Source organism: Streptomyces sp. FIT100 (assembly GCF_024584805.1).
GTDB lineage: Bacteria > Actinomycetota > Actinomycetes > Streptomycetales > Streptomycetaceae > Streptomyces.
Genome location: NZ_CP075715.1, coordinates 6,069,264 through 6,094,453 on the forward strand (window position 1 = coordinate 6,069,264; position 25,190 = coordinate 6,094,453).

The window sequence follows — 25,190 nt, forward strand, 5'->3', positions numbered from 1 at the left end:
TTTGCTGGCTGTAGCTTCGACAGAGCGTCCGCACGGGGCGCGGCCACCGTCACCGGACGGTGACTGAAGGACAATGGGGCCATGGCACGCGGCAAGCTACGTATCTACCTGGGCGCGGCACCGGGCGTCGGCAAGACGTACGCGATGCTCTCCGAGGCGCACCGGCGCGTCGAGCGCGGCACGGACTGCGTCGTCGGCTTCGTCGAGCACCACGGCCGCCCGCGCACCGAGGTCATGCTGCACGGCCTGGAGCAGCTCCCGCGGCGTGAGATGGAGTACCGCGGCAGCGTCTTCATGGAGATGGACGTGGACGCCGTACTGGCCCGCAAGCCGGCCGTCGCCCTCGTCGACGAGCTCGCCCACACCAACGTGCCCGGTTCACGCAACGCCAAGCGGTGGCAGGACGTCGAGGAGCTGCTGGCCGCAGGCATCGACGTCGTCTCCACCGTCAACATCCAGCATCTGGAGTCGCTCGGCGACGTGGTCGAGTCGATAACCGGCGTACGGCAGCGGGAGACCGTGCCCGACGAGGTGGTCCGCCGCGCCGACCAGATCGAGCTTGTCGACATGTCGCCCCAGGCGCTGCGCCGCCGTATGGCCCACGGCAACATCTACAAGCCCGACAAGGTCGACGCGGCCCTGTCGAACTATTTCCGGCCAGGAAACCTCACCGCCCTGCGCGAGCTGGCCCTGCTCTGGGTCGCCGACCGGGTCGACGAGTACCTCCAGGAGTACCGGACGGAGCACCGGGTCTCGAAGATCTGGGGTTCGCGCGAGCGGATCGTGGTGGGCCTCACCGGTGGTCCCGAGGGGCGCACCCTCATCCGCAGGGCCGCGCGTCTCGCCGAGAAGGGCGCCGGGGGTGAGGTCCTCGCCGTCTACATCGCCCGCAGCGACGGGCTGACCGCGGCGTCGCCCAAGGAGCTGGCGGTGCAGCGCACGCTTGTCGAGGACCTCGGCGGAACGTTCCACCATGTCATCGGCGACGACATCCCCTCCGCGCTGCTCGACTTCGCCCGCGGCGTCAACGCCACTCAGATCGTGCTCGGCTCCAGCCGGCGCAAGTCCTGGCAGTACATCTTCGGACCGGGCGTCGGCGCCACCGTCGCCCGCGAGTCCGGACCCGACCTGGACGTCCACATCGTCACGCACGAGGAGGTCGCCAAGGGACGCGGGCTGCCCGTCGTCCACGGCGCCCGGCTCGGCCGTCCCCGGATCATCTCCGGCTGGCTCGTCGGTGTGGCCGGCCCCGCCCTGCTCGCCCTGCTGCTGACGAACGTCGACGCGGACCTCGGCCTCGCCAACGACATGCTGCTGTTCCTGGCGCTGACGGTGGCCGCGGCGCTGCTCGGCGGGCTGTCCCCGGCGCTGGCGTCGGCCGCTGTCGGCTCACTCCTGCTGAACTACTACTTCACCCCGCCGCTGCACAAGTTCACGATCGCCGACCCGAAGAACATCGTCGCCATCGTGATCTTCGTGGCGGTCGCGGTGTCGGTCGCCTCCGTGGTGGACATCGCCGCGCGCCGTACGCAGCAGGCCGCCAGACTGCGCGCGGAGTCCGAGATCCTGTCGTTCCTCGCCGGCAGCGTGCTGCGCGGCGAGACGAGCCTGGACGCGCTGCTGGACCGGGTCCGGGAGACCTTCTCCATGGAGTCCGTGGCCCTGCTGGAGCGCGCGAGCGACGTCGAGCCGTGGACCTGCGCGGGCAGCGTCGGACCGGCCCCGGCGGACCGCCCAGAGGAGGCGGACGTGGACATGCCGGTCGGCGAGCACATGGCGCTCGCCCTGTCGGGGCGCCCCCTTCCGGCCGCGGACCGCCGGGTGCTCGGTGCCTTCGCCGCCCAGGCCGCCGTCGTACTCGACCGCCAGCGGCTCGTCGACGAGGCGGAGGAGGCCCGCAAGCTCGCCGAGGGCAACCGGATACGCACCGCGCTGCTCGCCGCCGTCAGCCATGATCTGCGCACCCCGCTCGCGGGCATCAAGGCCGCCGTCACCTCGCTCCGCTCCGACGACGTCGAATGGTCCGAGGAGGACCGGGCGGAACTCCTCGAAGGCATCGAGGACGGCGCCGACCGCCTCGACCACCTCGTCGGCAACCTGCTCGACATGTCCCGGCTGCAGACCGGCACCGTGACCCCGCTCATCCGCGGGATCGACCTCGACGAGGTGGTCCCCATGGCGCTGGTCGGCGTCCCCGACGCCGCCGTCGGGCTCGACATCCCCGAAACGCTGCCGATGGTCGCCGTCGACAAGGGCCTGCTGGAGCGGTCCGTCGCCAACATCGTCGAGAACGCCGTCAAGTACAGCCCGGACTCGACCCCCGTCGTGGTCTCCGCGAGCACGCTCGGCGACCGTGTCGAGGTGCGGGTCGTGGACCGCGGCCGCGGCGTACCGGACGAGGCGAAGGAGCGGATCTTCGAGCCATTCCAGCGGTACGGTGACGCCCCGCGCGGCTCGGGCGTGGGCCTCGGCCTCGCCGTGGCACGCGGCTTCGTCGAGGCGATGGGCGGCACACTGTCCGCCGAGGACACCCCGGGCGGCGGGCTGACGATGGTCCTCACCCTCCAGGCCGCGCCGGGAGCGGTCCCGGCCGGCCCCGAAGTGCCCGCCCGGGCCGTCGGCTGAACCGACGCCCCGGCCGACCGACGACCCGCCCCCCTGCCCGCGCAGCCGCGCACCCCGTATCCCGTATCCCAGAGCCACTTCACGCAGACCCACTGCACCGCCCCGCCCGACGCACGGACGAGAGACGAAAGGAAGGCACTCCATGACCCGAGTGCTCGTGGTCGAGGACGAGCCGCAGATCGTACGCGCCCTCGTGATCAACCTGAAGGCGCGCAAGTACGACGTCGACGCGGCCCCCGACGGGGCGACCGCGCTGCAGCTCGCCGCCGCGCGCCACCCCGACGTCGTCGTCCTCGACCTCGGCCTGCCGGACATGGACGGCGTCGAGGTGATCAAGGGCCTGCGCGGCTGGACCCGCGTGCCGATCCTCGTGCTCTCCGCCCGGCACACCTCCGACGAGAAGGTCGAGGCGTTGGACGCCGGCGCCGACGACTACGTGACCAAGCCGTTCGGGATGGACGAGCTGCTGGCGCGGCTGCGCGCCGCGGTCCGCCGGGCCGAGCCGGCGGGAGGGGGCGACGACGAGATCGTGGTCGTGGAGACCGAGGGCTTCACCGTCGACCTCGCGGCGAAGAAGGTCAACCGGGACGGCAAGGACGTACGCCTCACGCCCACCGAGTGGCATCTGCTGGAGGTGCTGGTCCGCAACACCGGCCGGCTCGTCAGCCAGAAACAATTGCTCCAGGAGGTGTGGGGGCCGTCGTACGGCACCGAGACCAACTATCTGCGGGTCTACATGGCCCAGCTGCGCCGCAAGCTGGAGGCGGATCCCTCGCACCCGAAGCACTTCGTCACCGAGCCCGGCATGGGGTACCGCTTCGAGCGCTGACAGGCGGCCGATCGGAGGCCGGGGAGGGCCCCGGTACGCTTTCTGTATGAGTGCCGAACCTCGATCACCTCGATCAGCTCGATCCGGGAACGCCGGGAGCGCTGGGAACGGCGAGAAGCCGGCCGGCCGGTTCCGGCGGATGCTCGACCGCCTCTCCAGCTCCCAGCAGGACCTCGAGTCGGAGGAGCTCCAGGAGGACTCGCAGGCATCGGGCTGCACCCGGATCTGCGACTGCGGGGACCGCCAGATCGTCAAGGTGACTGGTACCTTGCGCACGGTCACCCTGCGACCGAGGGCCGGTGTGCCGGCTCTGGAGGCGGAGCTCTTCGACGGCTCCGCCGCCCTGGACGTGGTGTGGCTGGGCCGGCGCTCCATCGTGGGCATAGAGCCGGGCCGCAAGATGATCGCCTCGGGCCGGATCGCCATGAGCCACGGCCGACGGGTGCTGTTCAATCCCAAATACGAGCTGCGACCGCTCGGACAGGAGTAGCCGGTGACGTCCCTCGACAAGCCGACCACGCAGGAACAGGAAGACGGCGGCCATGGCGACGGTCACGGCCCGCAGCACTCCAGGGCCGTCACCGAAGCAGCCCTGTTCGAGGCCTTCGGCGGGTTCCGGGGCATGGTGGAGACGGTCCTGCCCGGGCTCCTCTTCGTCACGATCTACACGATCAACAAGGACCTGCACCTCTCGGCGATCGCAGCCCTCGGGGTGTCGCTGCTGCTCGTGGCCGTACGGCTGATCCGCAGGGACACCGTGAAGCACGCGTTCAGCGGTGTCTTCGGAGTGGCCTTCGGTGTCGTCTTCGCGATGATGACCGGCGACGCGAAGGACTTCTATCTGCCGGGCATGCTGTACACGCTGGGCCTGGCGCTCACGTACATCATCACGACGCTGGCCGGTGTCCCGCTGATCGGCCTGATCCTCGGCCCGGTCTTCAAGGAGAACCTCTCCTGGCGCACCCGCAACCCCGGCCGCAAGAAGGCGTACGCCAAGGCGAGCTGGGCGTGGGGGCTCATCCTGCTCGCCAAGTGCGCGATCCTCTTCCCGCTCTACTGGTGGGCGGACACGACGCAGTTCGGGTGGGTGCTCGTCACCCTGAAGATCCCGCCGTTCCTCCTGGCGGTGTACCTGACGTGGCTGTTCCTGGCGAAGGCGCCGCCGCCGATCGACGTCTTCGCCGAGATGGAGGCGAAGGAGCGCGAGGAGGCGGCCCGGGAAGGAGCAGCCCGCGAGGCCGCGACCCGCGAAGGCGAGGCGTAGTCCCCGGAGATCCGGGCAACGGCCGGGCCCCGCTCCGCAATGCGGAGCGGGGCCCGTCGGCGTGGTACGTCGTACGTCTAACGTCGTACGGACCTCAGCTCGTCCCTCAGCTCGTCCCTCAGCTCGTCGTCGGGGTGTCGCGGCGGACCGACAGCAGGTCCTCCAGCTGCTCCTCGCGCGCCTGGGCCGCCACGAACAGCAGCTCGTCGCCCGGCTCCAGCGTCTCCTCGCCGTGCGGGGTGAGCACCCGCGGACCGCGGATGATCGTGACCAGCGAGGTGTCCTCCGGCCAGGCCACGTCCCCGACCTGGGTTCCCGCGAGCGCGGACTCCGGCGGCAGGGTCAGCTCGACGAGGTTCGCGTCGCCGTGGCTGAAGCGCAGCAGCCGGACCAGGTCGCCGACGCTCACCGCCTCCTCGACCAGCGCCGACATCAGACGCGGCGTGGACACGGCGACGTCCACGCCCCACGACTCGCTGAACAGCCACTCGTTCTTGGGGTTGTTCACCCGGGCGACCACGCGCGGGACGCCGTACTCGGTCTTGGCCAGCAGCGAGACGACCAGGTTCACCTTGTCGTCACCGGTGGCCGCGATCACCACGTGGCAGCGCTGGAGCGCCGCCTCGTCCAGCGACGTGATCTCGCAGGCGTCGGCCAGGAGCCACTCCGCCTGTGGCACCCGCTCCACCGAGATGGCGGTGGGCGCCTTGTCGATCAGGAGCACCTCGTGCCCGTTCTCCAGCAGCTCGCCCGCGATGGAACGCCCCACCGCGCCGGCCCCTGCAATCGCGACCCGCATCAGTGACCACCCTCCTCGGGACCCTGGGCGAACGCCGCCTCGACCTTCTCGATCTCGTCCGTGCGCATCATCACGTGGACCAGATCGCCTTCCTGCAGCACCGTCTGCGACGTCGGCAGCACCGCCTCACCGAGCCGGGTGAGGAACGCCACGCGGACGCCCGTCTCGTCCTGCAACTTGCTCACCTTGTGCCCGATCCACGCCGCTGACGTGTGCACCTCGGCGAGTTGCACGGCCCCGCTGGGGTCCCGCCACAGGGGCTCGGCGCCGGACGGCAGGAGCCGCCGCAGCATCTGGTCGGCCGTCCACCGGACCGTGGCCACGGTCGGGATGCCCAGTCGCTGGTACACCTCGGCCCGGCGGGGGTCGTAGATACGCGCCGCCACGTTCTCGATCCCGAACATCTCGCGCGCGACCCGCGCGGCGATGATGTTCGAATTGTCACCGCTGCTGACCGCGGCGAAGGCCCCGGCGTCCTCGATCCCCGCCTCGCGGAGGGTGTCCTGGTCGAAGCCGACGCCGGTGACACGGCGCCCCCCGAAACCGGAGCCCAGCCGACGGAAGGCCGTGGGGTCCTGGTCGACGACCGCGACCGTGTGCCCCTGCTGCTCCAGGGTCTGCGCGAGCGCCGCGCCCACCCGGCCACAGCCCATGATGACGATGTGCACCTATCTACCCCGCAGTCCTGGTTGCCCCGATGACCTGCGCAAACACCCTGCTCACTCTTCTCTCTCGGCTCTGCCGGGCAACGATGGGGCAACAGCGTGCGGAGTTGCCCTTGACGAGCTTATGACGCGACGACGGCGTTGCCCGCATCAGCGGTGTGTATGAACGGTGGCAGGCCCATGACGGGTGGCGGGTGGGCGCCGCCAATACGAAACGCTTACGATCCTCTGCGTGTCCAAACTGACCGACATCCCCAAACGGATCCTGATCGGCCGGGCCCTGCGCAGCGACAGGCTGGGAGAAACACTCCTGCCCAAGCGCATCGCACTCCCCGTCTTCGCCTCCGACCCGCTGTCCTCGGTGGCGTACGCCCCGGGCGAAGTCCTGCTGGTCCTGTCCATCGCGGGAGTGTCGGCGTACCACTTCAGCCCGTGGATCGCCGTGGCCGTCGTGGTGCTGATGTTCACCGTCGTCGCCTCGTACCGGCAGAACGTCCACGCGTACCCCAGCGGCGGCGGCGACTACGAGGTGGCCAACACGAACCTCGGCCCCAAGGCCGGCCTCACCGTCGCCAGCGCGCTGCTCGTCGACTACGTCCTCACCGTCGCCGTGTCGATCTCCTCCGGCGTGGAGAACCTCGGCTCCGCCGTCCCCTTCGTCGTCGAGCACAAGGTCCTCAGCGCGATCGTCATCATCGTGCTGCTCACGCTCATGAACCTGCGCGGCGTGAAGGAGTCCGGAAAGCTCTTCGCCATCCCCACCTACGTCTTCGTCGCCGGTGTCTTCGTCATGGTCGCGTGGGGCGCCTTCAAGGGCCTGGTCCTGGACGAGACCATGCGGGCCCCGACCGCGGGCTTCGAGATCAAGCCGGAACAGCAGGGCCTGGCCGGCTTCGCCCTCGTCTTCCTGCTCCTGCGCGCGTTCTCCTCCGGCTGTGCCGCGCTCACCGGCGTCGAGGCGATCAGCAACGGCGTCCCGGCCTTCCGCAAGCCCAAGAGCAAGAACGCCGCCACCACGCTGCTGCTCATGGGCGCGCTGGCCGTCACCATGTTCTGCGGCATCATCGGCCTCGCCATGGCCTCGAACGTGCGGATGGCCGAGAACCCCGCCCACGACCTGCTCGACAACGGCACCCCGGTCGGCGAGGACTACGTCCAGGACCCGGTGATCTCGCAGGTCGCCGCCGCCGTCTTCGGCGAGCACACGTTCTTCTTCGTCCTCCTCGCCGCGGCCACCGCGCTCGTCCTCTTCCTGGCCGCGAACACCGCGTACAACGGCTTCCCGCTGCTCGGCTCGATCCTCGCGCAGGACCGCTACCTGCCGCGCCAGCTGCACACCCGCGGCGACCGGCTCGCCTTCTCCAACGGCATCGTGCTGCTCGCCGGCGCCGCCATCCTGCTCGTGTGGATCTACGGAGCCGACTCCACCAAGCTGATCCAGCTCTACATCGTCGGCGTCTTCGTCTCCTTCACGCTCAGCCAGACCGGCATGGTGCGGCACTGGAACCGCCACCTCGCGACCGAGCGCGACCCGGCCAAGCGCCGCCACATGCTCCGCTCCCGTGCGATCAACACGTTCGGTGCCTTCTTCACCGGACTGGTGCTGGTCGTCGTGCTGGTCACCAAGTTCACGCACGGGGCCTGGGTCGCCCTGCTCGGCATGGTGATCTTCTACGTGACGATGAGCGCGATCCGCAGGCACTACGACCGGGTCGCGGAGGAGATCGCCGCGCCCGACGAGCCCAGCGACGACACCATCCGCCCCTCGCGCGTCCACTCCATCGTGCTCGTCTCCAAGGTCCACCGGCCGACGCTGCGCGCCGTCGCGTACGCCAAGCTGATGCGCTCCGACAAGCTGGAGGCGGTCAGCATCAACGTGGACCCGGCCGAGACCAAGGCGCTCAGGGAGGAGTGGGACCGGCGCGGCATCAACGTCCCGCTGAAGGTCCTCGACTCGCCCTACCGCGAGATCACCCGGCCGATCGTCGAGTACGTGAAGGGGCTGCGGCGCGAGAGCCCGCGGGACGCGGTCAGCGTGATCATCCCCGAGTACGTGGTCGGCCACTGGTGGGAGCACGTGCTCCACAACCAGAGCGCGCTGCGCCTGAAGGGCCGGCTGCTGTTCACGCCGGGCGTCATGGTCACGTCCGTGCCGTACCAGCTCCAGTCCTCCGAGGCGGCCAAGGCGCGGGCGAAGAAGCGGCAGGACTGGAACGCTCCCGGCTCGGTGCGGCGCGGCCCCGTCAGCGAACGCCCCAAGGAGCCCAGCGCCAAGGGCTGAGAGCCGCCTGCGGCGACGTAGACTGGTGGGCTGTCGTCCGACAGCCCCCTCCCGACCTCCTGGAGCCATCCCGTCATGCAGAACACGTCCGAGTCTTCGCTGGTCGGGGAGGAGTACGAGGTCGAGGTCGGCCCCGTCGCACACGGCGGCCACTGCATCGCCCGCACCGAGGGCGGCCGGGTGCTCTTCGTCCGGCACGCCCTGCCCGGCGAGAAGATCGTCGCCCGGATCACCGAGGGCGAGCAGGACTCCCGCTATCTGCGGGCCGACGCCGTGCGCGTACTGGAGCCGTCGAAGGACCGCGTCGAGGCGCCCTGCCCCTACGCCGGACCCGGCAAGTGCGGCGGCTGCGACTGGCAGCACGCCAAGCCCGGCGCCCAGCGCCGCCTCAAGGGCGAGGTCATCGCGGAGCAGCTCAAGCGGCTCGCCGGCCTCACCCCGGAGGAGGCCGGCTGGGACGGCACGGTCATGCCGGCGGAGGGCGACAAGCTGCCCGCGGGCGAGGTGCCGGCCTGGCGCACCCGCGTCCAGTACGCCGTCGATCCCTCCGGCAGGGCGGGGCTGCGCCGCCACCGCTCGCACGAGGTCGAGCCCGTCGAGCACTGCATGATCGCCGCGCCCGGTGTGAGCGAGCTCGGCATCGAGAAGCGCACCTGGGAGGGGATGGCGTCGATCGAGGCCATCGCCGCCACCGGCTCCGGCGACCGCCAGGTGATCCTCACCCCGCGCCCCGGCGCCCGCCTGCCGATCGTCGAACTCGACAAGCCCGTCTCCGTCCTGCGGATCCACGAGAAGGACGAGAGCGTCCACCGGGTCCACGGCCGCCCCTTCGTCCGCGAGCGCGCCGACGACCGCACCTACCGTGTCGGCATGGGCGGCTTCTGGCAGGTCCACCCGAAGGCCGCCCAGACCTTGGTCCAGGCCGTGATGCAGGGCCTGCTGCCCCGCAAGGGCGACACGGCCCTCGATCTCTACTGCGGCGTCGGCCTGTTCGCGGGCGCCATCGGCCAGCGGGTCGGCGAGAAGGGCGCGGTCCTCGGCATCGAGTCCGGCAAGCGCGCCGTCGAGGACGCCCGCCACAACCTCCAGGACCTCCCGCGCGTCCGCATCGAACAGGGCAAGGTCGAATCCGTCCTCCCCCGCACCGGCATCACCGAGGCCGACCTCGTCGTCCTCGACCCCCCGCGCGCCGGCGCCGGCAAGCAGACGGTCGCGTACGTCTCGGGCCTCGGCGCCCGCCGCATCGCGTACGTGGCGTGCGACCCGGCGGCGCTGGCACGGGACTTGGGGTACTTCCGGGAGCACGGGTACAGGCCGCGGACGCTGAGGGCGTTCGACCTGTTTCCGATGACCCATCATGTGGAGTGCGTCGCGATCCTTGAGCCGGTGGCGAAGGGCGTCTGACCTGCAGGTTTACCGGTGCGCTTTATGTGCGTTGTGGGCGTTACGGGCGATATCTTGACGCTGAAATGACGCTCGTGACGCTCATTTGACGCTCGTTCTGATGGGTCGTCAGGCTTCGGATCGTGCAGGTCAGGGTTTCCGTCAGGCCCGTTCTCCGAGGTCCCGCTTTGCGAAGTCTTGGCGGATCGCTGCCATGGATCGCCTACGCCCATGGCAGCGATGGCCGGCCTTGAGTACCGCTGGGTACTGCGGAAGTAGGCGCTGATGGCCGTTGTCAGTAGCCGGGGCCGTAAGGGCTCAAGCCACGCAGGAACGGCTTCAGATCTTCGGCGCGAGGTTCGGGGATGTCCGGCATGCGTAGCGTCCCGTTGAGCGGGTTCAGGCGTCGTACATGGCTGTCGGCCCAAGCGATCCATGCCTCGGCACCATCCCTCTGCGCTCCGGCCGGAAGGGTCGCTGCGTGGAGGCGGAGAGCGTCGACGTATGCGGCCAGGCCCGCTGCGTGCCGCCATGCCTCTTCTTGCGCTTCGAGACGCTGGACGCGGAATGCCTCTGCGTAGTCGATCTTTGCTTGTTGCATGGCAGCTTCCCATCGCAGCCGCTCCTGGCGTGCTGCCTCCAGGTCGGCCAGTCTCTTGCGGTCGGCGGCTGCCCCTCGGAGCCCTACTTCCTGCACGATTTCGGTCAGCTGGTCTTCAAGCGGCCGCGCGGCCGTGTCGGCCCACTCTCCGGCCCGGTGCCGTACGCCACCACTGACACAGATCCTCAGGCGTTCAGCGGGGGAGTAGTCGTACCGAGGGATCCTGACCCAGGAGTGCTTTTCGGCATCCGCCAGCTCCTTCCTCGTGGGGACGTGATCGGCGCGGTCCTGTTCCTGCACCACGAGGAAATCGCACCTTTGACCCTGGGCTGTGATGGTGAAGTGTGGAGGGCCGTTTTGCCGGCGGTGTGGTGCACCCCGGCCGGAGCCCAGGGCGCTGACATGCCCCAGTGCTTGCGTGGCGGTGAGCAGCGCGTGGATAAGGCGGAAAGCTCGGCCCTGGACGGATTTGGTCAACCCCATGGGCTCGGGATGCCCTTGCAGGGTTTTGACGACCGGGTGCGGGTTGGTGAGCCGTGCGGGTACGGGAATGGGTGGCAGCGTGGCCAAGCGCCAGGCGGGGGTGTCGACGAGCCGGATTTCGTATCCGTCTCGGCACCAGCCTGCATGCAGTTCCTTGGTCTTGGGAATCTTCCCCGACCTGCGCGCCGCGGCCACGCGGATGGGCCACTTCTCAGTCTCCCGGCCACTGACTTCACGCTTGACGATTCGTCCGCCTGCTTCGGCGAGCTCTTCCAGGAGCTGCTCTGTGACGGTCTTGGCTCCCTTCCGTGGAAGGGAGCCGGCTCGCTGCGCCGGCAGGGGGGTGGCCGCCTTTGTCCTGGACTTCGTGTCGCTGGATACGGCAGGTGCCTGGGTTCCACCCCCCTGGGCGGGTGCCGCATCTCTGCCTCGAGGTTGATCGGGCGTGTGGGTTCCATGGTCCAGGTATTGCTGGCCAGCATTGGTGAGAACGACGGACCATTGCCCCTGCCGCTTGGAGACCTTGACCAGGCCCCGGCTTTGCAGGGCTAGGCAGCTGAGCTTGTGCCCGGTTCCTTCCCAGACGCCGTCAGGGCATCCTCGGCCAACCCATTGCAGCACCTGTTGTTGACGTTCGTTTAGCTCTCGCGGCACCTGAACTCCCTTCCGTGCGAAGGCCCGACCGGCATGCTCTCAGTCGTGCCCTCGCTGTGCGGGGCTGGAGGGGTTTCAAGGGGTTGGCCGGCGGCGATTTGGACAGGCGTAGGCATGGCTGCTCGCGGTGAGTACGCTCGCAGGCGTTCATTGGTGGTGCTTGTGGATGCATGGCCGTCTGTGTGCGACTGGTGTTGATTATCTTGCGATCATCCGAGGAGGCGGCCTGCAGGCGTACGAGCGTCCGTACTAGCCTGGGCTTCCGAGCAAAATGTTCCCGTGTCCAGGCCAGGGGAAGGCCGGGTAGATCCATCGCCCCCGGGTCGCGGCCTAGAGGCGCTGGCGAGTGGATCGTGTAAATGTGGGTCGTTCGTGCTTCCGGTGACGGGTGCCTGAAGGTAAGCATGGGCGTGCAGACGTGCCGCAGGCGGGAGCGTCAGTTCGAAACGAGAGCGGGTTGGTCCATGGCGGTCGTGGCACGAGAGCCGATGGATGTCGTCGCGGGTGCCGTGGCTCCCTGTGACCTCGTGCCCCGCGAGGCGAAGCTCGCGCTCGTCGAAGCCTTAGGCACGGAAGCCGTTGTTGCCTACCGGTATGACGTACGAGAGCGTGATCGACGAGCAGCAGATGGGATGCCGCCGCTGACGCGACCTGATGTGCTGAATCTCCTTATGGCGCTTCCCCTCGACGAGCCGGTTCCTGCCAGCTCCTTGAGCGAGAGGGAGCGGCGAGTCCTGAGAACCCTGCCGAAAGGGGCAGCGGTCCGCCGCGACGGGGTGGTTACCCGCCGAGCGTCGCAGCCTGTCCATATCGACATGGCTTTCGTGCCTGGCCGTAGCTGGGAAACGGCGATGGAGAAGGCCGAGCGGTTTACTCCATTCTGCTCGCGCACGGTGGTGGTGGACGGGGTGCTGCGGCGCAAGGACGACGCAGTGATGCGCGCGGACTTCTACGGCATCGGACTGCTCACAGTCCAGGGGGACACCGTGGAAGTGGTGGTGCCACCGCGCCCCTTCGTGCGCAGACGTCATACCGTCGCCGGCTGGAAGTTCCTGGAAGACGTTCACCGCCAGCTTCCCTGAGCGCCCGCAGTGGCTCGCTACGGGGCGACGGGAAGCGTCGCCCACGCCTTGAGCGGCGAGGGCGCTTGGAAACCGGACCTGGGGCTGGCGCCCAGTCCGATGCGCTGGTTCTCCAACGCGTAGCGGTCGACCGCTGCAGCACACTTGTCGCGCCACCATGACTTGCGCGGAGCGCCTGGTCGGTAGCCGGCCATTTCGGTGACCCAGTCGCTCCACGTGAGCACAGTGTGATTGTCGGCCTCGCGCCTGGTCTCGCCGTCGGATAGGCAGAAGCGATCGAGCCCCCGCCCGTCGCACTCCTCGCAGGCGCAGGTCGCGGGATCGGCGTTGCTGTACAGCGTGGCGAGGGACGCTGCGCCCTTGAAGCACATGAGCTCCGGCATCAGCACGTTCGGGTATATGGGGCCCGCAGGCTTGCCGACTTGCGCCTTTTCGCCGGGTGGGATCGCGTGACGGAGCGAACTCTGCACGCCGATGCCGGCGCAGAACGCGCCGTGTGCCATGGCGTCGAGCGCTGCGAGATCCGTGCGCAGGAGCGCCGTGTGCTCGACGCTGGCCAGCAGGCTGCGTAGATTGGCCGGTATGTCCTTGGTCTGCTCCAGCGGGTCGAACTGGCGGAAGAGGATGAGGGCCTTCGGGTGCCGGATCTTCGCACAGACCGCTATGAGCTGACCGATGTTCTCGCGGTTCAGCCACGTGACGTCGATGGGGAGCGTCACGATGGTGTCGGCGCGTTCGATCTTGTTGGCTTCGCGCATCACTGACTTGAGCGTCTTGGAGTCCGCCGGTGGAATGTAGCCGGTCGGTGTCAGTGCCGCGCTCGCGCCCCGCACCTTCTGGAAAGCCAGTGAGGTGTCTACGGAGGTGAACAGCTCGTCGGTGGGCACCATGAACGGCTCGTCCGCGGTCGCGACATAGCTTGTGTAGGGGGCGCTGTCGATCAGGAGAGTGCCCTCGTAGCCCGCCGTGCTGCGAAGGTGGAAGGCCCGCTCGTCGGCTTTGGCTCCGGTCATCACCACACCGCTGAAATCGTCGTCCAGTGCGTGGCGCGGCCGCGGAAGGTTGAGGGCGTTTTCATGGAGCAGTACCCGCCCCTGCAGAAGAGGCACGGCGGCAACGGTGTGGTCCAGCGTCTTCAAGGCGGGCGGTCGCCGCCTCGGGGACGGGGTGTTGCTCATGAATCACCTCGCAGAAGAGTCCGGCACATCCTTGTGTCCGGACGGAGAGGAAGCGCACAAGTAGATCTCGTGGAACTCCTCCCGACCCAGCCCCGCCAGGTGGGCGGTCTCGGTCGGACTGAGGTGGAGCTGCTCCTCAAGCCGGGTGACGGCTTGAGCGAGATGGCGCGGGGTTTCGCGCCGGATAGTGGTCGGTTCGTTGGTGCGATAGCCCAGTGCGGACAACTCGACCATGAGCGTGCGATATTGCCATTCGCTGACAACGCCCAGGTCCATGGCTCGTCTGATGAGAGCTGCCATCGATACCCCCCACCGGGCCTTGAGGTCCAGCAGACGGGATACGTCGATGCCTGGCTTCAACTCGGGCAGGACGGCATCGTGGGGCATGAGAAATTCGGCGGCGAACCGATTGGCCTGGTCTTCCTGCACGCGCCCCTCGCCGGGCTCACCGTGCATTACCAGGTGACCCAGCTCGTGCGCGAGACTGAATCGGGAACGGTCGGCGGGAGCACTGGAGTTGAGGAGCACCAGCGGCGCCTTGTCCGCAGGCCACTGGCTCACCGCGTCGAGCGCGGTAGTGCAGAGGTCGCGCACCACGACCAGTGCGCCGGCGCCCTCGAGCAGGGCGACCATGTCATCGACGGGGCCTGCGGGGACACTCCATTCCTCGCGCACCGTCTCCGCCGCGTCGGCCGGGGTGTCGAAGTCGTTGACCTCAATACGCCGGAACTGGATAGGGCGATGGAAGTTTGCTGCCTGGGCCAGGGATTCCACCTGGAGGCGGGTAAGCGCCAACGTCGCATGGATCCGACGCAGGGCAGGTGCCCCCAGGGAGGCGCGCTTACGGTGATGGACCAGCCCTACGCCTGCCCCGGCAGTATCGGAAGTGCGGCACAGTAGTTCGGCGGTGTAGTGGAGTGCGACGGCGAACAGTTGCACGCGCTCATCCCTGACGGGGATGCGGCCGGCTTCGGCTCGGCTCACGTACCCCTGGGTGATGCGGGTGCCTTCAAGGCGTGACAACTCGCCAGCGAGGTCGGACTGTGTCCAGCCACGCGAGTCGCGGGCCAGCGTGAGCATGGTGGGGTCCGCCACCAAGCTGCTCCGGTCGCGCACGGTCCACCTCCAGCCCTGGCGAAGTCAACTCCCCAGAGGGTACACGGTTTTATGCCAAGAAATATTCCGCACGCGATCCGCAGGTTGTCGTGGTTCCAGATATATCAGGGCCCACTGACAGTCCAGCTCTGACCCGAGGTGGTCGCTCATGTCGCCGGACAGCAGGCGTTGGAAAGCAGGAAGCCCCGGTCCCGCCATAGAGCTTGGCGAGGCCGGGGCCGGGTGAAGCTGCCGCGGAGGGCGTCGGCGCGGTCTGCGGTCAGCGGGAGATGAAGTCGCGCAGTTCGCGCTGGAGGGCTGCCTTGGGCTTGGCGCCGACGATGGTCTTGGTGACCCGGCCGCCGACGAAGACGTTCATCGTCGGGATGGACATGACTCCGTACGCGGCGGCTGTCTCCGGGTTCTCGTCGATGTTGAGCTTGACGATCTCGATCCGGTCGCCGTATTCGGCGGCGATGGCTTCCAACGACGGGGTCAGCTGGCGGCAGGGACCGCACCAGGCCGCCCAGAAGTCGACGAGCACCGGCTTGTCGCTCTGCAGGACGTCCTCGATGAAGGACTTGTCGGTGACGTTCTTGAGGGCCATGGTGCGGCCTCCTCTCGCGTGTGGTGGTTATCGCGCGTCGGCTAGGGCGGCGAGGTAGCGCTCGGCGTCGAGGGCGGCGGCGCACCCGGTGCCGGCGGCCGTGATGGCCTGGCGGTAGGTGTGGTCGACGACGTCGCCGGCGGCGAAGACGCCGGGCAGGCTGGTGCGCGTGGACGGGGAGTGCACCTTGAGGTAGCCCTCGGCGTCCAGGTCGAGCTGGTCGGTGAAGAGCTCGGTGCGCGGGTCGTGGCCGATCGCGATGAACAGGCCCGTCACATCGAGGTGTTGGGCCTCTTCCGTGATGACGTTGCGGACCGTGAGGCCGGAGAGCTTGCCGTCCTTGTCCTCCAGTTCGGTGATCTCACTGTCGAAGAGGAAGGAGATCTTGTCGTCCGTGAACGCGCGGTTCTGCATGACCTGGGAGGCCCGCAGGGTGGAGCGCCGGTGGACGATGGTGACCGAGCGGGCAAAGCGGGTGAGGAAGGTGGCTTCTTCCATGGCGGTGTCGCCGCCGCCGACCACGACGATGTCGCGGTCGCGGAAGAAGACCCCGTCGCAGGTGGCGCACCAGCACACTCCGCGGCCGGAGAGGTCGTCCTCCTTGGGGAGGCCGAGCTTGCGGTAGCCGGAGCCAGTCGCGATGATCACGGCCCTCGCGCGGTGGATGGTGCCCTCGGAGTCGGTGACGGTCTTGAGGTCGCCGGTCAGGTCGACCGAGACGATGTCGTCGTCGATCATCTCCGCGCCGAACCGTTCGGCCTGGGCCCGCATGTTCTCCATGAGGACCGGGCCGTCGACCCCCTCGGGGAAGCCGGGGAAGTTCTCGACCTCCGTGGTCGTCGTCAGGGAGCCGCCGACGAAGATTGCACCGCCGAAGACGAGCGGCGCAAGGTTGGCGCGCGCCGTGTAGAGGGCTGCGGTGTACCCGGCGGGGCCGGAGCCTATGACGATGACGTTGCGTACGTCGTCGGTCTCGGTCACGGCGGTCACGCCTGCTTCTTGGCGTCGATCTCGGCGATCAGGCCCTCGATGAGGCCCTTGATCTCGTCGCGGATGGGGCGGACGGCCTCGACGCCCTGGCCGGCCGGGTCCTCGAGCTGCCAGTCGAGGTAGGTCTTGCCGGGGAAGTACGGGCAGGCATCCCCGCAGCCCATGGTGATGATGTAGTCGGACGCCTGAGCGGCCTCCGGGGTGAGGACCTTCGGCTTCTGGTCGGAGATGTCGATGCCCAGCTCGGCCATCGCGGCGACGGCGGACGGGTTGATCTGGTCGCCCGGCATGGAGCCGGCGGAGCGGACCTCGACGCGGTCGCCCGCGAGGTGGCGCAGGAACCCGGCCGCCATCTGGGAGCGGCCCGCGTTGTGGATGCAGACGAACAGGACGGAGGCGGCAGGAGCGGAGGACATCTGTTCTTCCTTGGGGTGAGTCGACTGCGGTGGTGATGTGGGGGTTCAGGATGCGAGCTGCGTGAGCAGTTCGGTGACGTGGGCGTCGATGGCGTCGCGGATTTCGCGGACGACGGCGATGGGCGCGCCGTCGGGGTCTGCGACCGGCCAGTCGAGGTAGCGGCGGCCGGGCACGACGGGGCAAGCGTCTCCGCAGCCCATCGTGATCACGATGTCGGCGGCTTGGACTACCTCTTCCGTCAGCGGCTTGGGGTAGGCGTCGGTGAGGTCGGCGCCCGCCTCGGTGAGGGCCTGGGCGATGTGCGGCTCCACCTCGTCGGCGGGGTGGGTACCCGCGGAGGAGACGGTGACGCGCTCTCCCGCCCGGTGGGCGAGGAGGGCGGCGGCCATCTGCGAGCGGCCGGCGTTCTGGCTGCACACGAAGAGAACCCGCGTCCGGTCGCCCGTGAGCCCCTGGGTGTGGGCGAGGGCGTCCAGACGCTCGGCGGTCAGCCGTTCCGCCAGCACCACCAGGTGCGTACGGATGCGGGCGTGCTCAGCGAGACGTGCGTACGAGTCGGCGAGCAGGCCCAGCGCGGTTTCCGGCGCGAAGCTGCCGGCGTACCGGGAGGCGAGACGGGCAGCCCCCGCGGCCAGACGTTCGTCCGGCAGAAGGGGCGGGAGAGGTGTGGACATGGCGTTCCTGTTCAAAGGAGCCAATAAGGTCAGCTCGGACTGGTGTCAGGCCCAGCTGATGTGACAGTATCAGCACATGATGACGTCAGTCGACACTGATCTGATCCGGGTTCTGGCCGACCCGCTCAGGCTCCAGATCGTGACCCTGCTTGCGCGCGAGACCCTCTGCACCACCCATCTTGTGGAGGAGACGGGTGCCAAGCAGACGAACCTCTCCAACCACTTGAAGGTGCTGCGTGAGGCCGGGGTCGTGGAGACGGAGCCATGCGGGCGGTACATCTACTACCGGCTGCGCCCGGAAGTCATCGAAGCCCTCGCCGGCAAGTTCGCCGACCTCGCTCTGACCGCGCGTGCCACCGCCGAAGCGAACCTCAAGCGGTCCTGCCCGTAGCCCGCTGTCTGCCTCACCTGCCCGAGGAGATCCTGTCTTGACCGCCACCGAGCCCGTCGGCGCCGCCCCCGCAGCGGAGTCCGCCATAGCCGCCGACGTGCCCCAGCCCGCACCCGGCGCCACCCCGCCCCGCACCCCACTCGCCGCCCGCGCCGCCGCCGAGCTCGTGGGCACCGCCGCCCTGGTGGCGATCGTCGTCGGCTCCGGCATCCAGGCCACCGACCTCACCGACGACGTCGCCTTGCAGCTCCTCGCCAACTCCACCGCCACCGTCTTCGGCCTCGGCGTCCTGATCGCCCTCCTCGGCCCGGTCTCCGGTGCCCACTTCAACCCGGCCGTCACCCTGGCCGAGTGGTGGACCGCCCGCCGCGGCGGCGCGGGCGTGAACGCGCGCGAGCTCGCCGTCTACGTGCCCTCCCAGATCGTCGGCGCGATCGCGGGCGCTGTGCTGGCGGACGCGATGTTCGGCGAACCGCTGGTGAAGTGGTCCACCCACGACCGCTCCGCCGGAAACCTGCTCCTCGGCGAGGTCGTCGCCACCGCCGGCCTGATTCTGCTGATCTTCGGCCTGGCCCGCACCGACCGGCTGCGCTTCGCACCCGTCGCGGTCGCCTCGTACATCGGCGCCGCCTACTGGTTCACCTCCTCCACGTCGTTCGCGAACCCGGCGGTGACCATCGGGCGTGCCTTCACGGACACCTTCGCCGGTATCGCCCCGGGCTCCGTGGCCGGCTTCATCGGCATGCAGCTGATCGGTGCGGTGGTGGGCCTGGCCCTGGTGGCGGTCATCTTCATGCGCGGCAAGACGGACGCCGGGACGCCTGCGGCATGAGCCGACGCACGGACGTGGTGGTGATCGGCGGCGGCCAAGCAGGGCTTGCCGCCGGCTACCACCTGCGCCGCCTGGGCATCGAGCACGTCATCCTCGACGCCCAGACGACGCCGGGCGGGGCCTGGCAGCACACCTGGGACTCCCTGCGCCTGTTCTCCCCGGCCGCCTACTCCTCCCTGCCTGGTCGGCTCATGCCGCTCCAGCCCGGGCAGACGTACCCGGACGCCAGGCACGTGGTGGAGTACCTCGCGGACTACGAGAAGCGGTACGAACTCCCGGTCCAGCGCGGCGTCTGGGCCGACGCGGTCCACCGCGACGGCGCCTTCCTGCGCGTCGAGACCGACTGCGGCGACTGGCAGGCCCGCGCCGTCGTCAGCGCCACCGGAACCTGGACGCGCCCGTTCATGCCAGCTGTGCCCGGCCGGCGCGAGTACACCGGCCGCCAGCTGCACACCGTGCAGTACGGCAGCCCTTCGGAATTCGCCGGCCAGCGGGTGATCGTCGTGGGCGGCGGAAACTCCGGTGCCCAGATCGCCGCCGACCTCGCCGGTACCGCCGAGCTGACCTGGGTCACCCAGCGCCCGCCCCGCTACCTCGCCGATGACATCGACGGCCGCGCCCTCTTCGACGCCGCGACCGCCCGCCGCCGCGCCCTCGACGAAGGCCGCACCGACACCGGCGGCGTCGCCTCGCTCGGCGACATCGTCGCCGTCCCACCGGTACGCGCCGCCCGCGACGCCGGACTCCTGTCCGCGAAGCCGATGTTCAGCCGCCTCACCCCGACCGGTGCGGAATGGGCGGACGGTACCCGTGCCGAGGCGGATGCCGTCATCTGGTGCACCGGCTTCCGCCCGGCACTGGCCCACTTCGCCTCCCTTCGCCTGCGCGGCAGCCGCGGTCGTATCGCCACCGCCGGCACCCGCGCGGTGGATGAGCCCCGCCTGCACCTGCTCGGCTACGGCGACTGGACCGGCCCTGCCTCCGCCACCCTCATCGGCGTCGGCCGCCCCGCCCGGGACACGGCCCGGGAGATCGCCGGACTGCTGCGGGCTTGACCTTCGAGTCGGGTTGAAGGTTTACGTTCGAGGTATGAGCACACTGCGCATCTCGCAGCTGGCCGAACGCTCCGGCGTACCGGCCTCGACGCTGCGGTTCTACGAGACGGCCGGGCTGCTGCCCGCCGAGCGGACCTCGTCCGGCTATCGCCAGTACGGGCCGGACGCGGTGGAGCGCCTCGCGTTCATCTCCTCCGCGAAGCTGCTGGGGCTGGCGCTGGAGGACATCCGCGATCTGCTGGACGTACGGGACGCGGGGGTGTGCGCTGCGGTGCGGGCACGGATGGTGCCGCTGGTTTCCCTCGCTTCATACACCGGCAGCCTTCGGACCTACTTGTCTAGAAGGCTGCTGAAAATCTTGGTTGAGGGGCTGCTCGGCTGTGGGCCGGGCGGCTCTTTCGTTATGCGGTGGCCGGGGTGAGGTGCCAGTTGCCGTTGGCTCGGGTGAGTCCGAGGTTGATCAGTCGGCGGAGGTTGAGGGCGGCAGCGCGGTGATGGAGCCAGATGTTGTTGGCGATGACGCCCCGGTGCGGGACGCGGCGGTTGCCTTTGGCGACCAGCCAGGCGATGGCGCGTTCAACTGGTGGCCGCCATCTGCGGTATTCGTCCTGCCAGGCCACATCGGTGGCAGCCTGTGTCCGGGCGGTGGCCAGCAGTTCGTGCTTGGGGTGGACGTTGAGGGTGCGTCCGGTCTTGGATGTGGTGCAGCGTCCGCGCAGCGGGCAGTCGGTGCAGAGGCGTTTGAATTGGGCGGTGCGGGCACCGTCTGCTTTGACCTGTCCGAGGTTGGCGGTGTGGCCGGCCGGGCAGGTCGCGGTGCCGGCCGCTGTGTCGATGTGGAAGTCGTCGATGGTGAAGCCGCCGGGGACGGCCTGCCGCAGCGGTGGCGGCTTGATCACCAGGGTGTGGCCGTCGGCCTGCAACTGTGCGCGCAGATGGCCGGTGCCGTAGGCGGAATCGCCGAGCACGGTTAACTCCTGGCCCTCGTCCTCGTCGGCCAGCAGATCGCAGGCGACAGCGGCCTCGTGGTTGTCGGGGCCGTTGCCGCTGGTGAGGGCAACCGCGGTGAACAGTCCAGTCTCCGGCTCGACGGACGCATGTCCTTTGAAGCCGTCCTGGTGGCGGGTTCGGTTCTTGTGGATGTGCCGTGCGTCGGGATCGACGGTGGACACCGTCCGGTCCGCCACCGTGCGCTTCGCGATGCGCCAGCGGCCGTCACGCCCGTCGGAGTCATCGGCCGGCTCCACGTCCTGGCCCGCGACCAGGGCCAGCAAACCGACCGCGTTCGCCGCCCTCTCGCCGAGTTCCTGTTCAGGCAGGCGTCCGAGCAGGTTGAGGGCGTCGGCGACCAGCGCGTCGACCAACGCGGCACGCGCTTGCTCGTCGTCCCAGGCGATCCTCGGCTTGCCCGGGTCGGTGTAATCGTGCGCCGTGCACCACTGCTCCACGGTCTCCCCGCCTCCGGGGACCTCGCGGATTACCCGGCGGACCGCGGAGATGATCTGGGTAACGGTGTCCTGGGTGGCCACCGCGTCATCGAGCACGGTGGAGTCCAGAGCCCGCCGCTGCTTGCCCTTGAGCACGCCGGTCGCGGCCACGACCTCTTTGACCTTGGTGAAGATCCGCGTCGGATCGGCCGAGTGACGCAGTCGGCGCCGGAAGTACGTCAGCAGCGACGGGTCGAACGCCGTGTCATACAGGCCGAGCCCGCAGGCCGCCTTCCATCGCAGGTCACACCGCAGTTCCTGGACCGTCTCGAAGTCCGACAACCCGTACAGACTCTGCAGCACCACGGTCGCGGCCAGCACCTGCGGTGGCAGGCTCGGACGGCCGTTGGGCGAGGGATACATGTCGGCGAACATCCCTGGCTCGAACAGCACCTCACGATGCTCGGCCAGGAACGCGAACACAGTCCCCACCGGGATCAACTCCCGGCAGGTCTCCCACACATCCGGCCCGACCATCTCCCCGGCCCATTCCCCCTGCATGCCTACAAGACTGGCCCCGACTCCACCGAGCCGGGGCCAGAACACGAGATTTTCAGCAGCCTTCTAGGTCGTGTCCGATGGGTCGTGTGACGCTCCCGCTAGGACCTCGTTCCGTGGGACATGGGGCGGGGAGATCTTTCGGATGAAGAGTGGGCTCGGCTGGAGCCGCACTTGCCAACGAATCGCGGGCGGGGCGGACGGTGGCAATGCCACCGTCGTGTGATCAACGGGATTCTGTTCCGGCAGCGGACCGGCCTGCCCTGGCGGGACCTGCCTCCCTGCTTCGGTAGCTGGAAGACGGTTCACGACCGTCATCGCAGGTGGTCGGCGGACGGCACGTGGGAGAAAATTCTGCGGGCCGTCCAGGCCAACACTGATGCCGAGGGCCTAATCGACTGGAGCATGGTCAGCGTCGATTCCACGACCTGCCGCGCTCATCAGCACGCGGCTGGCGCCTCCACCCACGCCCCGAAGATCAAGGGACGGGGCAAGAGCCCGGCGCGCCACCGCTCCGATGAGGCCCTGGGACGCTCGCGAGGTGGGCTGACAAGCAAGATCCACCTTGCGGGAGAGGGCGGGCTCCGCCCGCTCGGGTTCGTCATCACGCCCGGACAGTGGGGGGACGCACCGCAGATGCTTCCCGTCCTGGAAGAGATCCGTGTGCCCCGGCATGCTGGTGGACGACCGCGCACCCGGCCCGACCACGTCGGGGGAGATAAGGCGTACTCGTCACGTAGTAACCGGCGCCACCTGCGCAGACGCCAGATCAAGCACACCATCCCCGAACCGAGGGACCAACGGGCCAACCGCCGGCGCCGCGGCAGCCAAGGCGGCCGACCCGCAGGATTCGACAAGACGATCTACCGCCGCCGCAACGAAGTCGAGCGGACCATCAACCGGCTCAAGAACTTCCGAGCCGTCGCCACACGCTTCGACAAGCGGGCGTACATCTTCCACGGGACGGTCACCGTGGCTGCTATCCACCTATGGCTCCGCCCGCAGTAGAGCGCCCCGTTCAGAGATCCTCGGCACCCGGGCAGTCGTGGCGCAGGTCGCTGAGCACGCGCGCGCCGACAGCCCTGTCGAACTCGGTCTACCAGGGTGGGCGGGTGTCGCGGCGTGCTTCCGGGGTCTGCTCGGGCAGAGCCGTGCCTTGGTCGGTGCGCAGCAGCATGCCCGGGTCGGGTTCGAAGTCCTCATTGGGCGGTGCCGGCTGGTGGAAACGCTCGGTGCGCGGAATGGTGACTTCCACCAGCCGGTCTTCATGGAACATCCATAGCCCGAAGCAGTCGTCGTCCTGGTCGCGGAGCAAAACTTGCACCGTATGCGGATGCGGCCACGGCAGCGACTCCAGGTGCTTGAGCAGGCCCTTGCGGGCACGCATTTTCTCGAACTCCAGGGCCCATCCGAACTCGTAGCCCCACTGCCCCGCTATCGGGACGAAGCGGCCTCGCCACGTGCGTTCTGGATCTTCCTGGGTCAGCGGTTCCATGACCTCGTCCGACCAGCGGGCGAGCACGATGGCCTCGGCATCTCTACTCATGCCGGAGTATCACCGCATCCGCCTAATCCACCGCAACCAAATTCCTCAACCGGCCGACGCGGGCAACGGTTGGCGGATTGGTGAAGAGCTCTCAGTGCCAGCGAGCCCGGCGACGGAGCCTTCTGAGAAGCCCATCTGCGCTTACGCCACGGCCCTGATCAGCTCACACGACTCATCGGACAGCCCCTAGTGGTCGTGGTCGGCCCGCCGAGCACGTTCCTCGTGACCATGGTGTGCGCGCCGGGTGAGCCGATGCTCAAGTTCGTCGACGAGGAGGAGCTGAGGCAGCGGGCGCATCTGCGCGCCCCACGTCCCTCCGAAGGCTGACCGTACGGTTCGAAGCCGTCCGCCGGCCGACTGGACGCGCATGGTGTGGAGTGTCGCCCGGCGCGGCCGCCCGCTTCTTTGACAGCCATCCCTTGATCTGTCGGGGAGCCGCTGACTCACATGCGGGCGTGGCAATGCCTCGCATCCACTCCCACGGGAAATCGCGGCTATGATTTGAAGAGTTCTTCAATTTGCTAGTTGTCATGGTGTGCAGGTCATGAGAAGGGTCGCAGGTGGCCGGGTTCATCGAAGCAGCACTGGAGCGGGTCCGGGCAGCGCGGGCAGCTCTTCAGGCGGCCCTGGAAGCGAAGGACGCGTTCGGCGTGGCAGTGGCGCAGGACGAGCTGGACGATGCGCTCCAGCTGGCGGACAGCTATGGGATCGACGTGGAGGCGGAGGAGGGTGACCCGGATGCCGGTACCGCTCTATGAGGCGAAGGCGGAGTTCTTCCGGATGCTGGGCCATCCTGTGCGCATCCGGGTGCTGGAGCTGCTGCAGGACGGACCGATGCCGGTCCGGGACCTGCTCGCGGCGATCGAGATCGAGGCGTCGAGTCTGTCCCAGCAGCTCGCCGTGCTCCGCCGCTCGGGGATCGTGACCGCGACCCGGGAGGGGTCCACGGTGGTGTACGAGCTTGCGGGCGGGGACGTGGCGGACCTGCTCGCCGCCGCGCGGCGCATCCTCTCCGTGCTGCTGGCCGGGCAGCAGGAACTCCTGGACGAGCTACGTGCGGCGCAGTCGGCACCGTGACGAGCGCGGGCCGCTCCCGGCCGTGGGGTCGCAGGAAGCCTGCGGCTGGTGTCGAGCACACCAGGCCGCACCGTTCAGCGACACACATACGAGGGCGAGGTCGGTGCGGAGCCGGCTGTCGTCCACGACGGCAAGATCATGCTCGTCCGGTTCCGCATTCCTGCACAGAGAGAGTCAAGGGAGAAGGCAGGCTGTGAGCGTTGACAGGTCCGAGAACGCGGCCAGGAACGGGAGGGATGCGGAACGATGGAAGGAGCGCGGCGTCATGCTGCGCGTCTTCGTGTACGTCTTCGCGACCCACCTCTTCGCAGGCTTCGTGTGGCTGCTCTTCTACGTGGGCGAGCACGCCCCCAAATAGTGGGCGAACTGCAGCGTGCGGGAGAGCCCGAGGCGGGCGACGTAGCCGCGGCAGCCCATGTCCCGTGCGGCGTCCGTGGTGAAGCGGTCGCGCACGGTTGAGTGCCTGAGCGCGCTGGGTGATATCGCGGATGTCGGCGCGCCGATTGCCTTCAGGCACTCGGAAGTGGGCAGCGTGCGCAGGGCCGCCCCGCTGGTACGAGTTGGTGACCGCCCCTTCGGCCCCGTAACCGCCGGGCGAACTCACCGCAGTTGATGGCACAGCCGGCCGCGCCCCGTACCGCTCCGCGTCGTACACCGGGCCGAAGTCCGCAGCGATC

The 25,190-nt window shown here is 68.9% G+C and carries 26 protein-coding genes and 1 pseudogene; 16 read left to right on the plus strand and 11 right to left on the minus strand.

Going from position 1 to position 25,190, the window contains the following annotated elements:
* The first annotated feature begins 81 nt into the window (after positions 1-81).
* The 4 genes from KK483_RS27345 to KK483_RS27360 all read left to right on the plus strand — a co-directional run bounded on the left by KK483_RS27345 (position 82) and on the right by KK483_RS27360 (position 4,718).
* Positions 82-2,625, plus strand: coding sequence for a sensor histidine kinase KdpD (locus KK483_RS27345; RefSeq protein WP_262007870.1), 2,544 nt, complete (start codon positions 82-84; stop codon positions 2,623-2,625).
* A 142-nt stretch (positions 2,626-2,767) separates the two neighbouring features.
* Complete coding sequence (locus tag KK483_RS27350) at positions 2,768-3,454, plus strand: response regulator (RefSeq protein WP_262007871.1); 687 nt, start codon at positions 2,768-2,770, stop codon at positions 3,452-3,454.
* A 139-nt stretch (positions 3,455-3,593) separates the two neighbouring features.
* Complete coding sequence (locus KK483_RS27355) at positions 3,594-3,944, plus strand: OB-fold nucleic acid binding domain-containing protein (RefSeq protein ID WP_242339070.1); 351 nt, start codon at positions 3,594-3,596, stop codon at positions 3,942-3,944.
* 3 nt (positions 3,945-3,947) lie between these two features.
* Positions 3,948-4,718, plus strand: coding sequence for a DUF3159 domain-containing protein (locus KK483_RS27360; RefSeq protein ID WP_262007872.1), 771 nt, complete (start codon positions 3,948-3,950; stop codon positions 4,716-4,718).
* A 118-nt stretch (positions 4,719-4,836) separates the two neighbouring features.
* On the opposite strand, the gene KK483_RS27365 is transcribed toward KK483_RS27360, so the two are convergent.
* Together KK483_RS27365 and KK483_RS27370 are read right to left on the minus strand one after the other, a co-directional pair.
* Positions 4,837-5,517 (minus strand): TrkA family potassium uptake protein, encoded by a 681-nt coding sequence (locus tag KK483_RS27365; protein ID WP_262007873.1) that lies wholly within the window; start codon positions 5,515-5,517, stop codon positions 4,837-4,839.
* Positions 5,517-6,185, minus strand: a complete 669-nt coding sequence (locus tag KK483_RS27370) for a TrkA family potassium uptake protein (protein ID WP_262007874.1) — start codon at positions 6,183-6,185, stop codon at positions 5,517-5,519. The genes KK483_RS27365 and KK483_RS27370 overlap by 1 nt, the downstream gene beginning before the upstream one ends.
* A 229-nt stretch (positions 6,186-6,414) precedes the next feature.
* Between KK483_RS27370 and KK483_RS27375 the strand changes: the two genes are divergently transcribed.
* Both KK483_RS27375 and KK483_RS27380 read left to right on the plus strand, forming a co-directional pair.
* Entirely contained in the window at positions 6,415-8,463 is a 2,049-nt protein-coding gene (locus KK483_RS27375) for an APC family permease (protein WP_262007875.1), read from the plus strand.
* A 75-nt stretch (positions 8,464-8,538) separates the two neighbouring features.
* On the plus strand, positions 8,539-9,867 hold the full coding sequence (locus tag KK483_RS27380; protein WP_262007876.1) for a class I SAM-dependent RNA methyltransferase: 1,329 nt from the start codon (positions 8,539-8,541) through the stop codon (positions 9,865-9,867).
* 274 nt (positions 9,868-10,141) lie between these two features.
* On the opposite strand, the gene KK483_RS27385 is transcribed toward KK483_RS27380, so the two are convergent.
* Positions 10,142-11,584: a hypothetical protein gene (locus tag KK483_RS27385; protein ID WP_262007877.1), complete on the minus strand. Its 1,443-nt coding sequence runs from the start codon at positions 11,582-11,584 to the stop codon at positions 10,142-10,144.
* Positions 11,585-12,072: 488 nt separating this feature from the next.
* Here KK483_RS27385 and KK483_RS27390 point away from each other — a divergent pair, with 488 nt between their 5' ends.
* A complete protein-coding gene (locus KK483_RS27390; RefSeq protein ID WP_262007878.1) occupies positions 12,073-12,666 on the plus strand; it encodes a hypothetical protein in 594 nt (197 codons plus the stop codon).
* 17 nt (positions 12,667-12,683) lie between these two features.
* Here KK483_RS27390 and KK483_RS27395 read toward each other — a convergent pair whose 3' ends face one another.
* The 6 genes from KK483_RS27395 to KK483_RS27420 all read right to left on the minus strand — a co-directional run bounded on the left by KK483_RS27395 (position 12,684) and on the right by KK483_RS27420 (position 17,627).
* Complete coding sequence (locus KK483_RS27395; RefSeq protein WP_262007879.1) at positions 12,684-13,844, minus strand: hypothetical protein; 1,161 nt, start codon at positions 13,842-13,844, stop codon at positions 12,684-12,686.
* Positions 13,845-13,847: 3 nt separating this feature from the next.
* Positions 13,848-14,939 (minus strand): ImmA/IrrE family metallo-endopeptidase, encoded by a 1,092-nt coding sequence (locus KK483_RS27400; RefSeq protein WP_262007880.1) that lies wholly within the window; start codon positions 14,937-14,939, stop codon positions 13,848-13,850.
* A gap of 280 nt (positions 14,940-15,219) precedes the next feature.
* Positions 15,220-15,546: a thioredoxin gene (gene trxA / locus KK483_RS27405; protein ID WP_262007881.1), complete on the minus strand. Its 327-nt coding sequence runs from the start codon at positions 15,544-15,546 to the stop codon at positions 15,220-15,222.
* 27 nt (positions 15,547-15,573) lie between these two features.
* Entirely contained in the window at positions 15,574-16,527 is a 954-nt protein-coding gene (gene trxB, locus KK483_RS27410; protein ID WP_262009709.1) for a thioredoxin-disulfide reductase, read from the minus strand.
* Positions 16,528-16,532: 5 nt separating this feature from the next.
* The gene (locus KK483_RS27415; RefSeq protein WP_262007882.1) at positions 16,533-16,952 is read right to left on the minus strand and encodes an arsenate reductase ArsC; all 420 of its coding nucleotides are present in this window, start codon (positions 16,950-16,952) and stop codon (positions 16,533-16,535) included.
* Positions 16,953-16,997: 45 nt separating this feature from the next.
* Positions 16,998-17,627 carry a low molecular weight phosphatase family protein gene (locus KK483_RS27420; RefSeq protein WP_262007883.1) on the minus strand — a complete coding sequence of 210 codons (630 nt, stop codon included), beginning with the start codon at positions 17,625-17,627 and terminating at the stop codon, positions 16,998-17,000.
* Positions 17,628-17,703: 76 nt separating this feature from the next.
* Here KK483_RS27420 and KK483_RS27425 point away from each other — a divergent pair, with 76 nt between their 5' ends.
* The 4 genes from KK483_RS27425 to KK483_RS27440 are packed head-to-tail and all read left to right on the plus strand — an operon-like array spanning position 17,704 to position 20,326.
* Positions 17,704-18,018, plus strand: a complete 315-nt coding sequence (locus tag KK483_RS27425; RefSeq protein WP_262007884.1) for a helix-turn-helix transcriptional regulator — start codon at positions 17,704-17,706, stop codon at positions 18,016-18,018.
* A gap of 37 nt (positions 18,019-18,055) precedes the next feature.
* A complete protein-coding gene (locus tag KK483_RS27430; RefSeq protein ID WP_262007885.1) occupies positions 18,056-18,850 on the plus strand; it encodes an MIP/aquaporin family protein in 795 nt (264 codons plus the stop codon).
* On the plus strand, positions 18,847-19,905 hold the full coding sequence (locus KK483_RS27435; protein WP_262007886.1) for an ArsO family NAD(P)H-dependent flavin-containing monooxygenase: 1,059 nt from the start codon (positions 18,847-18,849) through the stop codon (positions 19,903-19,905). The genes KK483_RS27430 and KK483_RS27435 overlap by 4 nt, the downstream gene beginning before the upstream one ends.
* 34 nt (positions 19,906-19,939) lie before the next feature.
* Entirely contained in the window at positions 19,940-20,326 is a 387-nt protein-coding gene (locus KK483_RS27440; protein WP_262007887.1) for a MerR family transcriptional regulator, read from the plus strand.
* Here the strand turns inward: KK483_RS27440 and KK483_RS27445 are convergent.
* Positions 20,307-21,893, minus strand: a complete 1,587-nt coding sequence (locus tag KK483_RS27445) for an IS1182 family transposase (protein ID WP_399013025.1) — start codon at positions 21,891-21,893, stop codon at positions 20,307-20,309. The two genes, KK483_RS27440 and KK483_RS27445, sit on opposite strands and share 20 nt — an antisense overlap.
* A 120-nt stretch (positions 21,894-22,013) precedes the next feature.
* Between KK483_RS27445 and KK483_RS27450 the strand changes: the two genes are divergently transcribed.
* Positions 22,014-22,898: an IS5 family transposase gene (locus KK483_RS27450; protein ID WP_262007888.1), complete on the plus strand. Its 885-nt coding sequence runs from the start codon at positions 22,014-22,016 to the stop codon at positions 22,896-22,898.
* An 88-nt stretch (positions 22,899-22,986) separates the two neighbouring features.
* Here the strand turns inward: KK483_RS27450 and KK483_RS27455 are convergent, their stop codons facing one another.
* Positions 22,987-23,436, minus strand: a complete 450-nt coding sequence (locus KK483_RS27455) for a hypothetical protein (RefSeq protein WP_262007889.1) — start codon at positions 23,434-23,436, stop codon at positions 22,987-22,989.
* A 216-nt stretch (positions 23,437-23,652) separates the two neighbouring features.
* On the opposite strand from KK483_RS27455, the pseudogene KK483_RS27460 reads away from it, so the two are divergent.
* From KK483_RS27460 to KK483_RS27475, 4 genes and pseudogenes are all read left to right on the plus strand, one after another.
* Positions 23,653-23,763: pseudogene (locus KK483_RS27460) on the plus strand (cupin domain-containing protein); the annotation flags it as partial.
* A 233-nt stretch (positions 23,764-23,996) separates the two neighbouring features.
* Complete coding sequence (locus KK483_RS27465; RefSeq protein ID WP_262007890.1) at positions 23,997-24,194, plus strand: hypothetical protein; 198 nt, start codon at positions 23,997-23,999, stop codon at positions 24,192-24,194.
* A complete protein-coding gene (locus KK483_RS27470; RefSeq protein ID WP_262007891.1) occupies positions 24,175-24,513 on the plus strand; it encodes a helix-turn-helix transcriptional regulator in 339 nt (112 codons plus the stop codon). The genes KK483_RS27465 and KK483_RS27470 overlap by 20 nt, the downstream gene beginning before the upstream one ends.
* Positions 24,514-24,706: 193 nt before the next feature.
* Positions 24,707-24,871, plus strand: a complete 165-nt coding sequence (locus KK483_RS27475) for a DUF6126 family protein (protein WP_262007892.1) — start codon at positions 24,707-24,709, stop codon at positions 24,869-24,871.
* Positions 24,872-25,190: the final 319 nt, after the last annotated feature.

Bases quoted from the DNA above. Each gene is read 5' to 3' on its own strand.
- KK483_RS27345 (WP_262007870.1), top strand. From the start codon at position 82: ATGGCACGCGGCAAGCTACGTATCTACCTGGGCGCGGCACCGGGCGTC.
- KK483_RS27350 (WP_262007871.1), top strand. From the start codon at position 2,768: ATGACCCGAGTGCTCGTGGTCGAGGACGAGCCGCAGATCGTACGCGCC.
- KK483_RS27355 (WP_242339070.1), top strand. From the start codon at position 3,594: ATGCTCGACCGCCTCTCCAGCTCCCAGCAGGACCTCGAGTCGGAGGAG.
- KK483_RS27365 (WP_262007873.1), bottom strand. From the start codon at position 5,517: ATGCGGGTCGCGATTGCAGGGGCCGGCGCGGTGGGGCGTTCCATCGCG.
- KK483_RS27380 (WP_262007876.1), top strand. From the start codon at position 8,539: ATGCAGAACACGTCCGAGTCTTCGCTGGTCGGGGAGGAGTACGAGGTC.
- KK483_RS27390 (WP_262007878.1), top strand. From the start codon at position 12,073: ATGGATGTCGTCGCGGGTGCCGTGGCTCCCTGTGACCTCGTGCCCCGC.
- KK483_RS27395 (WP_262007879.1), bottom strand. From the start codon at position 13,844: ATGAGCAACACCCCGTCCCCGAGGCGGCGACCGCCCGCCTTGAAGACG.
- trxA (WP_262007881.1), bottom strand. From the start codon at position 15,546: ATGGCCCTCAAGAACGTCACCGACAAGTCCTTCATCGAGGACGTCCTG.
- KK483_RS27415 (WP_262007882.1), bottom strand. From the start codon at position 16,952: ATGTCCTCCGCTCCTGCCGCCTCCGTCCTGTTCGTCTGCATCCACAAC.
- KK483_RS27420 (WP_262007883.1), bottom strand. From the start codon at position 17,627: ATGTCCACACCTCTCCCGCCCCTTCTGCCGGACGAACGTCTGGCCGCG.
- KK483_RS27425 (WP_262007884.1), top strand. From the start codon at position 17,704: ATGATGACGTCAGTCGACACTGATCTGATCCGGGTTCTGGCCGACCCG.
- KK483_RS27435 (WP_262007886.1), top strand. From the start codon at position 18,847: ATGAGCCGACGCACGGACGTGGTGGTGATCGGCGGCGGCCAAGCAGGG.
- KK483_RS27440 (WP_262007887.1), top strand. From the start codon at position 19,940: ATGAGCACACTGCGCATCTCGCAGCTGGCCGAACGCTCCGGCGTACCG.
- KK483_RS27445 (WP_399013025.1), bottom strand. From the start codon at position 21,893: ATGCAGGGGGAATGGGCCGGGGAGATGGTCGGGCCGGATGTGTGGGAG.
- KK483_RS27450 (WP_262007888.1), top strand. From the start codon at position 22,014: ATGGGGCGGGGAGATCTTTCGGATGAAGAGTGGGCTCGGCTGGAGCCG.
- KK483_RS27455 (WP_262007889.1), bottom strand. From the start codon at position 23,436: ATGAGTAGAGATGCCGAGGCCATCGTGCTCGCCCGCTGGTCGGACGAG.
- KK483_RS27470 (WP_262007891.1), top strand. From the start codon at position 24,175: ATGCCGGTACCGCTCTATGAGGCGAAGGCGGAGTTCTTCCGGATGCTG.